Source organism: Streptomyces sp. NPDC043952, from assembly GCF_056435325.1.
Genome location: NZ_JBWKES010000019.1, coordinates 72,529 through 87,129, shown reverse-complemented (window position 1 = coordinate 87,129; position 14,601 = coordinate 72,529). Strand labels below are relative to the sequence as shown.

Here is a 14,601-nt window from a genome sequence, read left to right as displayed (position 1 = left end):
CACGCCGCTACTTTGACCGGCCATCGGCCTGGCCACGGGCCGCTCCACCCTGATCCACCCGAAGGAGTGATCACCGCATGAGCACGCCCTATCCCTTCACTGCTGTCGTCGGGCAGGACGATCTGCGGCTGGCCTTGCTGCTCAACGCCGTCAGCCCCGCGGTCGGTGGAGTCCTGGTCCGGGGCGAGAAGGGCACCGCGAAGTCGACGGCGGTACGGGCCCTGTCCGCGCTGCTGCCCGCGGTGGCCGTGGTGCCCGGATGCCGGTTCTCCTGTGATCCGGGGGCGCCGGATCCGGGGTGCCCGGACGGGCCGCACGAAGCGGGGCCCGGTGCCGAACGGGCCGCGCGGATGGTCGAGTTGCCCGTCGGCGCCTCGGAGGACCGGCTGGTCGGGGCGCTGGACATCGAGCGGGCGCTCGCGGAGGGCGTGAAGGCGTTCGAGCCGGGCCTGCTGGCCGACGCGCACCGCGGGATCCTGTACGTGGACGAGGTCAACCTCCTCCACGACCACCTGGTCGACCTGCTGCTGGACGCGGCGGCGATGGGCGCCTCGTACGTGGAGCGCGAGGGCGTGTCCGTGCGGCACGCCTCGAAGTTCCTGCTCGTCGGGACCATGAACCCGGAGGAGGGCGAGCTGCGGCCGCAGCTGCTCGACCGGTTCGGGCTGACCGTGGAGGTCGCCGCCTCGCGGGAGCCGGACCAGCGGGTGGAGGTCGTACGACGGCGCCTCGCGTACGACGACGACCCCGCCGCCTTCGCCGCGCGCTGGGCCGGCGAGGAGGCCGCCGTACGGCAACGGATCGTCGCGGCACGGGAGTTGCTGCCCCAGGTGCGCCTGGGTGACGCGGCGCTGCGGCAGATCGCGGCGACCTGCGCGGCCTTCGAGGTGGACGGCATGCGCGCCGACATCGTGATGGCGCGCACGGCGACCGCGCTGGCGGCGTGGGCGGGGCGGACCGACGTGCTCGCCGAGGATGTGCGCCAGGCCGCGCTGCTGGCCTTGCCTCATCGTCGGCGTCGTGCGCCCTTCGACGCCCCCGGACTCGACGAGGACAAGCTGGACGAGACGCTGGAGCGGTCCGCCGGGCAGGACGGGGACGGCGACGACGATCCCGACGGCCCCGGCGGGGGCGGGCAGCCCGCGCCCGAGTCCGGTCCCGAGGGCGGCGGGGACTCCGCCGCGCGGCCCGAGGCCGGTGAGGGCGGGGAGTCGCGGCCCGCCGGTGCCGGTGCGGGTGAGCAGGCTCCGGTGCGGGCGGCCGAGCCGTTCCGGACCAAGGTGCTCAGCGTGCCCGGCATCGGGGAGGGTGCCGCCGGGCGGCGTTCGCGGGCGCGGACCGAGCACGGGCGCACCACAGGCGCGCGGCGACCGCAGGGCGCCCTGACCAAGCTGCACCTGGCGGCGACCGTGCGGGCGGCGGCGCCGTACCAGCGGGCACGGGGGCGCAGCGGGCCGGGGCTGGTGATCCGCCGGGACGATCTGCGGCAGGCCAGCCGGGAGGGGCGCGAGGGCAACCTCGTGCTGTTCGTCGTGGACGCCTCGGGGTCGATGGCGGCCCGGCAGCGGATGGGCGCGGTGAAGGGTGCCGTGCTGTCGCTGCTGCTCGACGCGTATCAGCGGCGGGACAAGGTGGGTCTGGTGACCTTCCGGGGCTCGGGCGCGGACGTGGCGCTGCCGCCGACGTCCTCGGTGGACGCGGCGGCCGTACGGCTGGAGTCGCTGCCCACGGGGGGCCGTACCCCGCTCGCGGCCGGGCTGCTCAAGGCGCACGAGGTGCTGCGGGTGGAGCGGCTGCGGGATCCGGCGCGGCGGGCGCTGCTGGTCGTCGTCACGGACGGCCGGGCCACGGGTGGTCCGGAGCCGGTCGCGCTGGCCGGGCGGGCGGCGCGGCTGTTCGCGGCCGAGCAGGTCGCCTCGGTGGTCGTGGACTGCGAGTCGGGGCCGGTGCGGCTCGGGCTTGCCGGGCAGCTCGCGGGTGAACTCGCCGGTACGGCGGTCACGTTGGACGAGTTGCGGGCGGACGCGATCGCCGGGTTGGTGCGGGATGTGCAGGGGACGTCGAGGAGGGCCGCGTAGTGCCGCAGGGACAGCCGAGTGTCGTACCGGACGACGGTCTGACGACCCGTCAGCGTCGTAACCGGCCGCTGGTCGTGGTGCACACGGGCGTCGGCAAGGGGAAGTCGACCGCCGCGTTCGGGCTGGCGCTGCGGGCCTGGAACCAGGGGTGGCCCATCGGGGTGTTCCAGTTCGTCAAGTCGGCGAAGTGGAGGGTCGGCGAGGAGAACGCGCTGCGGGTGCTCGGTGCCTGTGGCGAGGGCGGCCGCGTGGACTGGCACAAGATGGGCGAGGGCTGGTCCTGGGTGCAGCGGGACGCGCAGCTGGACAACGAGGAGAAGGCGCGGGAGGGCTGGGAGCAGGTCAAGCGGGACCTGGCGGCCGAGACGTACCGGTTCTACGTGCTGGACGAGTTCGCGTACCCGATGCACTGGGGTTGGGTGGACACCGAGGAGGTCGTTCAGGTGCTGCGCGACCGGCCCGGCACCCAGCATGTGGTGATCACCGGGCGGAACGCGCCGGCCGCGCTCGTGGATTTCGCGGATCTGGTGACCGACATGTCCAAGGTCAAGCACCCCATGGATGTGGGGCAGAAGGGGCAGAAGGGCATCGAGTGGTGACATCGTCGGTGCCCCGGCTGGTCATCGCCGCGCCCTCGTCGGGCAGCGGCAAGACCACCGTGGCCACGGGGCTGATGGCCGCGTTCGCCGCGCGGGGGCTCGCCGTGTCCCCGCACAAGGTCGGGCCGGACTACATCGACCCCGGATACCACGCGCTGGCGACCGGGCGGCCGGGGCGGAACCTGGACGCGTACCTGTGCGGACCGGAGCTGGTCGCGCCGCTGTTCCTGCACGGGGCGCGGGGGTGTGACCTCGCCGTGGTCGAGGGCGTGATGGGGCTGTACGACGGTGCGGCCGGGGAGGGTGAGCTGGCGTCCACCGCGCACGTGGCGAAGCTGCTGGGGGCGCCGGTGGTGCTGGTGGTGGACGCGTCCGCGCAGTCGCGGTCGGTGGCGGCGCTGGTGCACGGGTTCGTGTCCTGGGATCCGGGGGTGCGGGTCGGGGGCGTGATCCTGAACAAGGTGGGGTCCGGGCGGCACGAGGAGTTGTTGCGGGAGGCGCTGGACTCCGTGGGGGTGCCGGTGCTGGGCGCGCTGCGGCGGGCGCGGCCGGTGGAGACGCCGTCGCGGCATCTGGGGCTGGTGCCGGTGGCCGAGCGGCGGGCGCTTGCGGTGGACGCCGTTTCGGAGATGGCGGCGCTGGTGTCCCGTGGCTGCGACCTGCCCGCACTGGAGCGGCTGGCGCGCACCGCGGGGCCCGTCCCAGGCGACCCCGCCCCCTGGACCCCCGCCTTGCCGCCCACCCACGACCACCTGTCTCGGCCGGCTGAAAGGCCCAGACCCAGAATCGCCGTCGCCGGAGGTCCCGCCTTCACCTTCTCCTACGCCGAGCACGCCGAGCTGCTCACCGCCGCCGGAGCCGAGGTCGTCGTCTTCGATCCGCTGCGGGACGAGGAACTGCCCGACGCAACCGCCGGGTTGGTCATCGGTGGCGGGTTTCCCGAGGTGTACGCGGCCGAGTTGTCCGGCAATGAGCCGTTGCGCAAGGCCGTCGCCGAACTCGCCGCGGCCGGGGCGCCGATCGCGGCCGAGTGCGCCGGACTGCTGTATCTGTGCCGGGAGTTGGACGGCCGTCCGATGTGCGGCGTGCTGGACGCCACCGCGCGGATGGCGGAGCGGCTCACGCTCGGGTACCGGGACGCCGTGGCCGTCGGGGACAGCGCGCTGGCCGCCGCCGGGACGCGGATGCGGGGGCACGAGTTCCACCGCACCGTGGTGGAGCCGGGAGCCGGTGCCGTGCCCGCCTGGGGGATCCGGGGCCGGCAGCGGCGGGCCGAGGGTTTTGTACAGCGGGGCGTGCACGCGAGTTATCTGCACACGCACTGGGCGTCCGAGCCCGGCGTGGCCCGTCGGTTCGTGGAGAGGTGCCGGACGTCATGAGCAGCAGGCTGATCGGTGTCGGGGTCGGCCCCGGAGACCCGGAGCTGGTGACCGTGAAGGGGGTCAACGCGCTGCGGGCGGCCGAGGTGGTCGTCGTACCCGTGATGGACAGCGGGGAACGCGGGCGGGCCGAGGCGACCGTGGCGCACTACGTGTCCGGCGAGAAGATCGTCCGCGTGGTGTTCGCGCTGAACGAGCGGAGCGACCGGGCGCGCCGGGAGGCCGCCTGGGACGCGGCGGGCGCGCGGGTCGCGGAGCTGCTGGGGCGGCACGGCTCGGTCGCGTTCGCCACCATCGGGGACCCGAACGTGTACTCGACGTTCACGTATCTCGCGCAGACCATCGCGGAGCTGGTGCCGGGCGTCGTCGTGGAGACCGTGCCGGGGATCACCGCCATGCAGGATCTCGCGGCGCGCTCCGGTGCCGTGCTGACCGAGGGCACCGAGCCGCTGACGCTGGTGCCGGTGACGGCGGGCGCGGCGGTGCTGGAGGAGGCGCTGGCCGGTCCGGGGACCGTCGTGGCGTACAAGTTCGGGCGGCAGGCCGCCGAGGTCGCCGGGGCGCTGGCGCGGGCCGGGCGGCTCGACGACGCGGTGTGGGGTTCGGCGCTGGGGCTGCCGGAGGAGTCGGTGCGGCCCGCGGCGGAGCTGGACGGTTCGCCGCTGCCGTATCTGTCGACGCTGATCGCGCCGCCGCGGCGGGACGGCGGGCGGGGCGGGAAGCTGTGAGCGGTGTCCGGCGGCCGGCGCGGTCAGCCGGAGATGCCGACCACCAGCCAGATGAACGCGGCTCCGGCGACCGTGCACAGCAGGGTGGAGCGGGCGGGGTGCTCGTGGTGGGCCTCGGGCAGGATCTCGGCGGCGGCGAGGTAGAGCAGGACGCCGCCGAAGAGGCCGAGATAGCCGCCGAGCACCGGTTCGGGAATGTGGAAGAAGACGGTCGACAGCGCGCCGATCAGGGGTGCGCAGGCGTCCGCGACCAGCATGCCGATGGCGCGGCGGCGGGCGTTGCCGTACAGGCTGGTGATGGTGAAGGTGTTGAAGCCGTCGGCGAAGTCGTGGGCGATCACGGCGAGCGCGACGGCCGTGCCCATGCCGCCGCCGACCTGGAAGGCGGCGCCGATCGCGACGCCGTCCATGACGCTGTGGCCCACCATGGCGCCGGCCGCCGTGAGGCCCACCTCGGGCGCCCGGTGGTGGTCGTGCTCGTCCCCGCCGTGGGCGGCCTGGCGCGCGGCGAGGGTGCGTTCCACGAGGTGGGCCAGGAGGAAGCCGGTCACGAACAGCAGCAGGGCCGCGGGGACGCCGAAGATCTCGCGGTCGGCGGCGCGCAGCGCCTCCGGCAGCAGGTCGAGGCCGACCACGCCCAGCATCAGACCGCCGGCGAGTCCCAGAACGAGATGCCGACGGTCGGTCACTCGCTGAGCCGTCCAGCCGCCGGCCAGCGTCATCAGGAACGCGCCGAGCGCGACGAAGACCGCCATAGGCACTTGCTATCCGATGAAGGCGCCTTCGCGCACATCGGGCACCTCGCATATCGCCTCGCATTCTGACATTTCACCCCGCTACTGCCGTGTGCTTTCCGTACGAGAGGACTTTTCCGATGGCCGACGCTTCCGCAGATCCGATGGCCGACGCCCCCACAGGTCCGGCGGCCGAGGCCCCCGCGGAGGCGCCCGCCGGGGCGCCCCTCGGCAAGGTGACCTTCGTCGGAGCGGGCCCCGGCGCCGCCGATCTGCTGACCTTCCGGGCCGCGCGGGCGATCGCCGAGGCGGACGTGGTGATCTGGGCGGCGAGCCTGGTGCAGGCGGAGGTGCTGGAGCACGCGCGCGCCGACGCGGAGGTGCTGGACTCGGCGGCCATGTCCCTGGAGCAGGTCGTCGCGGTCTACGCGCGGGCGCACGCCGAGGGCCTGAAGGTGGCACGGATCCACTCCGGCGATCCGGCGCTGTGGGGCGGCACCCAGGAGCAGCTGGACCGGTGCGCGGAGCTGGGCATCGCCACCGAGGTGGTGCCCGGCGTGTCGGCGTTCTCCGCGGTGGCCGCCCTGGCCGGGCGCGAGCTGACGATCCCCGAGGTCGCGCAGTCCGTCGTGCTGACCCGGCTCGGCGGCGGCAAGACGCCGATGCCGCCCGGCGAGGAGGTGCGCGAGTTCGCCCGGCACGGCACCACGATGGCGGTGTTCCTGTCGGCGGCGCGCAGCGGTCAGCTGGTGCGGGAGCTGCTGGAGGGCGGCTATCCCACGTCCACGCCGGTGATCGTCGCCTACCAGGCGACCTGGCCTCAGGAACTGGTCGTGCGGTGCACGGTCGGCACGCTGGAGGAGACGGTCAAGGAGCACAAGCTCTGGAAGCACACGCTGTTCCTGGTCGGGCCCGCGCTGGCCGCGCGGGGCACCCGCTCGCACCTGTACCACCCCGGTCACTTCCACGGCTTCCGCAAGGCCGACCCGCAGGCGCGGCGGGAGCTGCGCGAGCGGGGGGCGGGCAGGTGATCACCGTCGTCGGTACGGGGACCGGGGCGCCGCTTCCCGAGGACGTGGCGGACGGCGCGGCGCTCGTCGTCGGCGGGCGGCGGCATCTGGACGCGGTACGGCTGCCCGCCGGGGCGGAGCGGGTGGTGCTCGGGCCGCTGGCGCCCGCCCTGGACACCATCGCCGGATATGTCGCCGAGGAGCTGCCGGTCCTTGTGCTGGCCTCCGGGGACCCCGGTTTCTTCGGGATCGTCCGGGCGCTCGGCGAGCGCTTCGGGCCCGAGCTGCTGTCGGTGCGGGCCGGGGTCTCCTCGGTGGCCGCCGCGTTCGCCCGGCTCGGGCTGCCCTGGGACGACGCGGTGGTGGTCAGCGCGCACGGCAGGGATCTGCGCACGGCCGCGAACGTCTGCCGCGCGCATCCGAAGGTCGCGGTCCTCACGGGTCCGGGCGCGGGCCCGGCCGAACTGGGCGCCGCGCTGGCCGGGCGGGACCGGACCCTGGTGGTGGCCCGCGCGCTGGGCGACCCGGAGCACGAACGCGTGGAGCGGGTGACGCCCGCGCAGGCGGCGGCGCGGGACTGGGGTACGGCGGTGAGCGTGGTGCTGTGCCTGGCGGAGCCCTCGGCGCCGGGCCCGCTGCGCACCGTCGCCGGGGTGCCCGCGGGTCCTGCCGGATGGGCCCTGCCGGAGGCCGGGTTCGCCCACCGCGATTCCATGATCACCAAGTTCGAGGTGCGCGCGCTCGCGCTGGCCCGGCTCGGGCCCCGGCTCGGGGATCTGGTGTGGGACGTCGGCGCCGGGTCCGGGTCGGTCGCGGTGGAGTGCGCGCGGCTCGGTGCGGCCGTGGTCGCGATCGAGAAGGCCGCGGACGGGGTGGCCCGGATCCGGGAGAACGCGCGCGCCCACGGCGTGGAGGTGGACGTCGTGCACGGCAGGGCGCCCGAGGCGCTGGCCGCGCTGGCCGACGACCCGGACGCCGTGTTCATCGGCGGCGGGGGCGCCGGGCTGCCCGCCGTGATCCGGGCGTGCGCGCGGCGTGCGCGCCGGTCCGTGGTGGTGGCCATGGCCGCCCTGGACCGGGTGCCCGCGGCCCGCGAGGCGCTGACCGGCGCCGGCTTCGGCTGCGACGGCGTGCTGCTCCAGTCCGCGCGGCTCGCCCCGCTGCCGGGGGACGTGACCCGGCTCGCGGCGACCAACCCGGTGTTTTTGCTCTGGGGCGTCAGAACCCCCGCAACCGTAGAAGGAGTTGACCAGTGATCGGCCTGATTTCCGCCACCGCGGCGGGGGCGGCGGCACGGGACCGGCTGGCCGCGGCCTGGCCGGACCGTACGCGGGTGTACGAGGGACCGGCCGGGGAGGCGGTACGGACCGCGTTCGCCGAGTGCGAGCAGCTGGTGTGCTTCCTGGCGACGGGCGCGACGGTACGACTGCTCGCGCCGCTGCTCGCCGGCAAGGCGGCCGACCCCGGTGTGGTCTGTGTGGACGAGGGCGGCCGGTTCGCGGTGTCGCTGCTCGGCGGGCACGGCGGCGGCGCCAATGAACTCGCGCGCGAGGTGGGCGGGTTGCTGGGAGCCGAGCCGGTGGTGACCACCGCCACGGACGCCGTCGGGCTGGCCGGCCTCGACACGCTCGGCCTGCCCTGCGAGGGTGCGGTCGCCGCCGTGTCCCGCGCCCTGCTGGACGGCGAACCGGTCGCGCTCGTGCGGGAGTCGGCGTGGCCGCTGCCGCCGCTGCCGGTCGCGCCGCAGGGGTCGTACACGATCCGGCTCACCGACCGGGACGTCGAACCCGGCGAGCGCGAGGTGCTGTTGCGGCCGCCGTCCCTCGTCGTCGGGGTCGGCGCGTCCAGGGGCGCGCCGGTGGACGAGGTGCTCGGGCTGGTCGAGGAGACGCTGCGGGAGGCGGGGCTGTCCCCGCGGTCCGTCGCCGAACTCGCCACCGTGGACGCCAAGTCCGGGGAGCCGGGCATCGTGGGGGCGGCCGAGCGGCTGGGCGTGCCCGTGGTGACGTACTCCGCCGGGGAGCTGGCCGCCGTCGAGGTGCCCAACCCCTCCGCCGCGCCGCTCGCGGCCGTCGGCACCCCCTCGGTCGCCGAGGCCGCCGCGCTGCTCGGCGGCGGTGAACTCCTCGTCCCCAAGCGGAAGTCGGGCGCCTCCCCGGCGATGGCGACCTGCGCCGTGGTGCGCCGGCCGGGGCGCGGGCGGCTCGCGGTGATCGGGCTCGGACCCGGCGCCCGCGATCTGCTCACCCCGCGCGCGACGGCCGAGCTGCGCCGGGCCTCGGTGCTGGTCGGGCTCGACCAGTACGTGGACCAGATCCGCGATCTGCTGCGGCCCGGCACCCGCGTGCTGGAGTCCGGGCTCGGCGCCGAGGAGGAGCGGGCCCGCACCGCGGTGGAACAGGCCCGGCGGGGGCACGCGGTCGCGCTGATCGGCAGCGGGGACGCGGGCGTGTACGCCATGGCCTCGCCCGCGCTCGCCGAGGCGTCCGACGACATCGACGTGATCGGGGTGCCCGGAGTGACGGCCGCGCTGGCCGCCGCCGCGATCCTGGGCGCGCCGCTGGGCCACGACCACGTCTCCATCAGCCTCTCGGACCTGCACACGCCGTGGGAGGTCATCGAGCGGCGGGTGCGGGCGGCGGCCGAGGCGGACCTCGTGGTCACCTTCTACAACCCCCGCTCGCGGGGCCGCGACTGGCAGCTGCCGAAGGCGCTCGGCATCCTCGCCGAGCACCGCGCGCCGGCGACGCCCGTGGGTGTCGTGCGCAACGCCTCGCGGCCGGACGGGTCGAGCCGGGTCACCACGCTCGCCGGGCTCGATCCGGCGAGCGTGGACATGATGACGGTCGTCACCGTGGGCAACACCGCGACCCGGACCGTCGCCGGGCGCATGGTGACCCCGCGCGGCTACCGCTGGCAGAGCGGGCAGCCGCGGGAGACCGAGGAGGCCCGGTGAACCGGATCGTGCACCCCATCGAGCAGGAGTCCTTCCGGCGGCTGCGCGCCCGCCTGGACACCTCCCACCTCCCGCCGCTGACCCGCGCGGTGGTGGAGCGGGTCATCCACTCCGCCGCCGACCTGGAGTACGCGAGCGACCTCGTCCTGGCCGAGAGCGACCTGGTGCCGGCGCATGCCGCGCTGCACGCCGGGGCGCCGGTCGTGGTGGACGTGGAGATGGTCGCCGCCGGCATCACCCGGCGCCGGACCGTGTGCCGGCTGAAGGACGCCACGTCCGGTCCGGGCCTTACCCGTTCGGCGCATGCGATCCGGCTCGCCTACGAGGAGGTCGGGCCCGGCGCCCTGTGGGTGATCGGCTGTGCGCCGACCGCCCTGGAGGAGCTGCTGACCCTGGACGCCGACCCGGCGCTCGTCATCGGCCTGCCCGTCGGCTTCGTCGGCGCGGCCGAGTCCAAGGCCGCGCTGCGCGAAAGCGGGCTGCCCGCCGTGAGCAACGTGTCCGAGAAGGGCGGCTCGGCGGTCGCGGCCGCCGCGCTCAACGCCCTGCTGTACCAACCGATTCCGTCCGAGGAGACCCTGTGAACACCCCGCCCGCCCTGCTCATCGCCGGCCATGGCACCCGTGACGACGCCGGAGCCGAGGCGTTCCGCGCCTTTGTGCGGGAGCTGGGGCGCCGCCGTCCCGACCTGCCCGTCGCGGGCGGCTTCATCGAGCTGTCCCCGCCGCCGCTCGGCGACGCGGTGGCCGAGCTGGTGGAGCGGGGCGTACGCCGGTTCGCGGCCGTGCCGCTGATGCTGGTGTCCGCCGGGCACGCCAAGGGCGACATCCCGGCCGCGCTGGCCCGTGAGAAGGAGCGGCATCCGGGCATCTCGTACACCTACGGCCGCCCGCTGGGCCCGCACCCGGCGCTGCTGGACGTGCTGGAGCGGCGCCTGGACGAGGTGATCGGCGACCAGGACCGCGCCGAGGTGACCGTGCTGCTGGTCGGCCGCGGCTCCACCGACCCGGACGCCAACGCGGAGGTGTTCAAGGCGGCCCGGCTGCTGTGGGAGGGCCGGGGGTACGCCGGGGTGGAGACGGCGTTCGTGTCCCTCGCGGCGCCGGACGTGCCGAGCGGCCTGGACCGCTGCGCGGCGCTGGGGGCGCGGCGGATCGTCGTGCTCCCCTACTTCCTGTTCACCGGGATCCTGCCGGACCGGGTGCGGCGGCAGACCGAGGAGTGGGCCGCCGCGCACCCGGAGACCGCCGTGTCCTCGGCCGATGTCATCGGTCCCGAGCCGGAGTTGCTGGACCTGGTGCTCGAACGGTACGAGGAGGCGGTCCAGGGTGATCTGCGGATGAACTGCGACTCGTGCGTGTACCGGATCGCGCTGCCGGGCTTCGAGGACAAGGTGGGCCTGCCGCAGCAGCCGCACTTCCACCCGGACGACGACGACCACGGCCATGGGCACGGTCACGGGCACCACCACCACGGCGGACACACGCACAGCCATGCCCACTGAGGACTCCCCCGGCTTCGACCTGCGCCATCACGGGGACGCCGAGGTACGGGACGACGGCGCGGCGCTGGTCGACCTCGCCGTCAACGTACGGGCGGACACGCCCCCGCCGTGGCTGCGGGACCGGATCGCCGCCTCCCTGACCTCCCTCGCGGCCTACCCGGACGGGCGGGCCGCGCGGGCGGCGGTGGCGGCGCGGCACGGGCTGCCGGTGTCGCGGGTGCTGCTGACCGCGGGCGCGGCTGAGGCGTTCGTGCTGCTCGCGCGCGCCCTCAAGGTCCGCCAACCGGTCGTCGTGCACCCGCAGTTCACCGAGCCGGAGGCGGCGCTGCGGGACGCCGGGCACACGGTGGAGCGGGTGCTGCTGCGGCCCGAGGACGGCTTCCGGCTGGATGCCGCGCTGGTGCCGGAGCGGGCCGACCTGGTGGTGATCGGCAATCCGACCAACCCGACGTCGGTCCTGCACCCGGCCGCGGTGATCGCCCGGCTCGCCCGGCCCGGACGGGTGCTGGTGGTGGACGAGGCGTTCATGGACGCGGTGCCGGGCGAGCGGGAGGCGCTGGCCGGGCGGACCGACGTGCCCGGTCTCGTGGTGCTGCGCAGCCTCACCAAGACCTGGGGGCTCGCGGGTCTGCGCATCGGCTATGTGCTGGCCGAGCCCGAGATCGTCGCCGGGCTGGAGCGGGCCCAGCCGCTGTGGCCGGTGTCCACCCCGGCGCTGGCCGCGGCCGAGGCGTGCGTGTCGCCGCGCGCCCTGGCGGAGGCGGGGCACGCGGCGCACCGCCTCGCGGGCGACCGGGCGCACCTGGTCGCCGGCCTGTCCGCGCTGGCGCCCCGCGGGGTGCGGGTCGCGGGACCGGCCGAGGGCTCCTTCGTGCTGGCCCGCGTCCCGGCGGCGGCCACCGTACGGCGCCGACTGCGCGACCTCGGCTACGCCGTGCGCCGCGGGGACACCTTCCCCGGCCTCGGACCCGACTGGATCCGCCTCGCCGTCCGCGCCCGCCCCACGACGGACGCCTTCCTGACCGCGCTGTCGGCGGCCCTCGCCTGACGGGGGCCGCCCCGGCCACGGGGGACACCAAGTCCGCGCCGGAGCACGGGCGTCGGCGGAGGTGGGAGGGCGGAGGTGGGAGGGCGGATGCGGGGCAGCGGACGCGCGACGGCGGACGCCGGACGCCGGATGCGGGGCTCCTGACGCGGCGCGCCGGATACCGGACGCGCGACGGCGGACGCGGGACGCCGGATGCCGGAGGCGCGACAGCGGACGCGCGGAGGCGGACGCGCGACGGCGGCGGACGCGCGGAGGCGGACGCGCGGAGGCGAACCGCCGGGCGGGACCGGCGAGGCTCCCCCGGCCTCTCCGGTCCCGCTCCGCACCTCCCCCTGCCGTCGGTCAGCTCCTGCGGCGGCGGGTCAGCAGCACCGCGCCCCCGCCCGCCGCCAGCAGCGCCACCGCGCCGCCCGCGATGTACGGCGTGGCCGGGTTGCCGCCCGTCTCCGCGAGGTTGGTGTCCGAGGCGCCGCCCTGCGGTTTCACGTCGGAGACCGGGGCGGCGTCGGACTTGGTGCCGGAGGCCGAGCCGGGCTTGGTGCCGGAACCGGGATCGTGGCGCTGCGTCGGGGGCTTGGCGGGCGGGGCCATCGGGGACTCGCAGGTCGCCTTGGCCAGCGTGACCGTGCCCTCGACGTCCGCGACGTTCAGCTTCAACGGGTTGACGGACACCTTCAGTTGCAGCGCGGTCGCCGCCGCCGTACGGGAGGTGGTGCTGTGCTGCGCGAGGTCGAGGCGGACCTCGCCGACGCCGGGCACCTTGACCTCGGCCGGGCCCCCCGCGGTGACCGTGATCCGGCGGCCGAGGACGGTGACCGTGCCGAGGATCTTCGCGTCGGCGCTGGGCATCTTGCCCACCTCGCAGGTGGCCTGCGCAGTGACGGTGTCCACCTCGATCAGGGACAGCAGGGGCAGGCCGGGGACGTGCAGCTTGGCGTGCACGAGGCGGACGGAGCCCTCGGCGCGCCGGGCGGTGACGGTGGCACGGGACTGGGCCACGTCCGCGCTGAGGACGGTGAACGGATCGCCGCCCGCCACCCCGTCGAGCCGGGCGGACAGGGCGGTCCGGTCGGCGCTCCGCGGTGCCTCGACCTCGTTGAGGGAGACGGCGAGCGGCACGTCGATGGACTTGTCGAGCAGGGACACGTCGAGCCCGGTGTGCAGGACGGAGGCGGTGGCGCGGCCGGGGTTCTCGGTCGCGTGCGCCGCGCCCGCGCCCAGGACGGCGGGCGCGGTGGCCAGCGCGGTGACGGTCGCCGCGGCGGCCAGACGGCGCACGGGCATACGGAAGTTGGTGCTGTTCAAGGCGGTGGGACCCCCCACTTGAATTGCTTGGGACCCGTCAACCTTGTCGTCAGTGTGGGTGAACGGTCAGCAAACCTCGGTCACTTCACTCAAACGTGGAAATTCCGCACACCTCTTCGAATCGCCATGCACACGCGTTCCCTCCCGTGGCCGCCGCCGCTACTCCACCACCGCCCCGTTCAGCACCACCCGCCGCGGCGCCGCCAGCACTCCCACGTCGGCCCGCGGGTCCCCGTCGTACACCACGAGGTCCGCGGGCGCGCCCTCCTCCAGGCCGGGCCGTCCGAGCCAGGCGCGCGCGGACCAGCTGGTCGCCGCGAGCGCCTCGACGGCCGGGATGCCCGCGGTGACCAGCTCGGCGACCTCCGCCGCGACCAGGCCGTGCGGCAGCGAACCGCCGGCGTCGGTGCCGACGAACACCGGGATCCCGGCGTCGTACGCGGCGCGCACGGTGTCGTAGCGCCGCTCGTGCAGCCGGCGCATATGGGCCGACCAGGCGGGGAACTTGCTCTCGCCGCCGGCCGCGAGCTGCGGGAAGGTGGCGATGTTGACGAGGGTGGGGACGATGGCGACGCCCCGCTCGGCGAACAGCGGGATCAGGTCCTCGGTGAGGCCGGTGGCGTGCTCGATGCAGTCGATGCCCGCCTCGACCAGGTCGCGCAGCGAGTTCTCGGCGAAGCAGTGCGCGGTGACGCGGGCGCCCAGCCGGTGGGCCTCGGCGATCGCGGCCTCGACCGCCCCGCGGGGCCAGCAGGGGGAGAGATCGCCCACCTCGCGGTCGATCCAGTCGCCGACCAGCTTGACCCAGCCGTCGCCGCGCCGGGCCTCTCGGGCGACGTAGGCGACGAGGTCGTCCGGCTCGATCTCCCAGGCGTAGTTGCGGATGTAGCGGCGGGTGCGGGCGATGTGCCGGCCGGCCCGGATGATCTTCGGCAGATCGGCGCGGTCGTCGATCCAGCGGGTGTCGGAGGGCGAGCCCGCGTCCCGGATCAGCAGGGTGCCCGCCTCCCGGTCGGTGAGCGCCTGCTTCTCGGCGGTCTCCGCGTCGACCGGGCCGTGCGCGTCCAGGCCCACATGGCAGTGGGCGTCGACCAGGCCGGGCAGCGCCCAGCCCTCGACGGTCCGGATGTCGCGGGCCCCGGCGGGACGGTCGTACGACACCCGGCCACCGACCACCCACAGCTCGTCGCGTACGTCCTCGGGCGTCACGAGGACCCTGCCCTTCACATGCAGCACCGGCTGATCGCTCATACCGGCACC

The 14,601-nt window shown here is 75.4% G+C and carries 13 protein-coding genes; 10 read left to right on the top strand and 3 right to left on the bottom strand.

The features are described 5' to 3' along the window. The first annotated feature begins 77 nt into the window (after positions 1-77). Genes AC069R_RS22175 through cobI form a run of 4 tightly spaced genes read left to right on the top strand, consistent with a single transcriptional unit; the run spans position 78 to position 4,784 of the window. Entirely contained in the window at positions 78-2,078 is a 2,001-nt protein-coding gene (locus AC069R_RS22175; RefSeq protein WP_478768530.1) for a putative cobaltochelatase, read from the top strand. Then, a complete protein-coding gene (cobO, locus tag AC069R_RS22170) occupies positions 2,078-2,677 on the top strand; it encodes a cob(I)yrinic acid a,c-diamide adenosyltransferase (protein ID WP_478768529.1) in 600 nt (199 codons plus the stop codon). The genes AC069R_RS22175 and cobO overlap by 1 nt, the downstream gene beginning before the upstream one ends. Beyond that, positions 2,674-4,056: a cobyrinate a,c-diamide synthase gene (locus AC069R_RS22165; protein ID WP_478768583.1), complete on the top strand. Its 1,383-nt coding sequence runs from the start codon at positions 2,674-2,676 to the stop codon at positions 4,054-4,056. The genes cobO and AC069R_RS22165 overlap by 4 nt, the downstream gene beginning before the upstream one ends. Then, positions 4,053-4,784 carry a precorrin-2 C(20)-methyltransferase gene (cobI, locus tag AC069R_RS22160; RefSeq protein WP_397986589.1) on the top strand — a complete coding sequence of 244 codons (732 nt, stop codon included), beginning with the start codon at positions 4,053-4,055 and terminating at the stop codon, positions 4,782-4,784. The genes AC069R_RS22165 and cobI overlap by 4 nt, the downstream gene beginning before the upstream one ends. 23 nt (positions 4,785-4,807) lie before the next feature. Here cobI and AC069R_RS22155 read toward each other — a convergent pair whose 3' ends face one another. Beyond that, on the bottom strand, positions 4,808-5,539 hold the full coding sequence (locus tag AC069R_RS22155) for a ZIP family metal transporter (RefSeq protein ID WP_478768528.1): 732 nt from the start codon (positions 5,537-5,539) through the stop codon (positions 4,808-4,810). Between the two features lie 143 nt (positions 5,540-5,682). Here AC069R_RS22155 and cobM point away from each other — a divergent pair, with 143 nt between their 5' ends. Genes cobM through cobC form a run of 6 tightly spaced genes read left to right on the top strand, consistent with a single transcriptional unit; the run spans position 5,683 to position 12,036 of the window. Continuing rightward, positions 5,683-6,549: a precorrin-4 C(11)-methyltransferase gene (cobM, locus tag AC069R_RS22150; RefSeq protein ID WP_478768582.1), complete on the top strand. Its 867-nt coding sequence runs from the start codon at positions 5,683-5,685 to the stop codon at positions 6,547-6,549. Continuing rightward, the gene (gene cbiE / locus AC069R_RS22145) at positions 6,546-7,784 is read left to right on the top strand and encodes a precorrin-6y C5,15-methyltransferase (decarboxylating) subunit CbiE (RefSeq protein ID WP_478768527.1); all 1,239 of its coding nucleotides are present in this window, start codon (positions 6,546-6,548) and stop codon (positions 7,782-7,784) included. The genes cobM and cbiE overlap by 4 nt, the downstream gene beginning before the upstream one ends. Beyond that, complete coding sequence (gene cobJ, locus AC069R_RS22140; protein ID WP_478768526.1) at positions 7,781-9,484, top strand: precorrin-3B C(17)-methyltransferase; 1,704 nt, start codon at positions 7,781-7,783, stop codon at positions 9,482-9,484. The genes cbiE and cobJ overlap by 4 nt, the downstream gene beginning before the upstream one ends. Next, entirely contained in the window at positions 9,481-10,068 is a 588-nt protein-coding gene (locus AC069R_RS22135; protein ID WP_478768525.1) for a precorrin-8X methylmutase, read from the top strand. Before cobJ ends, AC069R_RS22135 begins: the two co-directional genes overlap by 4 nt. Beyond that, the gene (locus tag AC069R_RS22130) at positions 10,065-10,988 is read left to right on the top strand and encodes a sirohydrochlorin chelatase (protein ID WP_478768524.1); all 924 of its coding nucleotides are present in this window, start codon (positions 10,065-10,067) and stop codon (positions 10,986-10,988) included. The genes AC069R_RS22135 and AC069R_RS22130 overlap by 4 nt, the downstream gene beginning before the upstream one ends. Beyond that, positions 10,978-12,036 carry an Rv2231c family pyridoxal phosphate-dependent protein CobC gene (gene cobC, locus AC069R_RS22125; RefSeq protein ID WP_478768523.1) on the top strand — a complete coding sequence of 353 codons (1,059 nt, stop codon included), beginning with the start codon at positions 10,978-10,980 and terminating at the stop codon, positions 12,034-12,036. Before AC069R_RS22130 ends, cobC begins: the two co-directional genes overlap by 11 nt. Positions 12,037-12,378: 342 nt before the next feature. On the opposite strand, the gene AC069R_RS22120 is transcribed toward cobC, so the two are convergent. After that, a complete protein-coding gene (locus AC069R_RS22120) occupies positions 12,379-13,341 on the bottom strand; it encodes an SCO1860 family LAETG-anchored protein (RefSeq protein ID WP_478768522.1) in 963 nt (320 codons plus the stop codon). Positions 13,342-13,500: 159 nt separating this feature from the next. Next, complete coding sequence (locus tag AC069R_RS22115) at positions 13,501-14,592, bottom strand: amidohydrolase family protein (RefSeq protein ID WP_478768521.1); 1,092 nt, start codon at positions 14,590-14,592, stop codon at positions 13,501-13,503. Between the last annotated feature and the right edge of the window lie 9 nt (positions 14,593-14,601).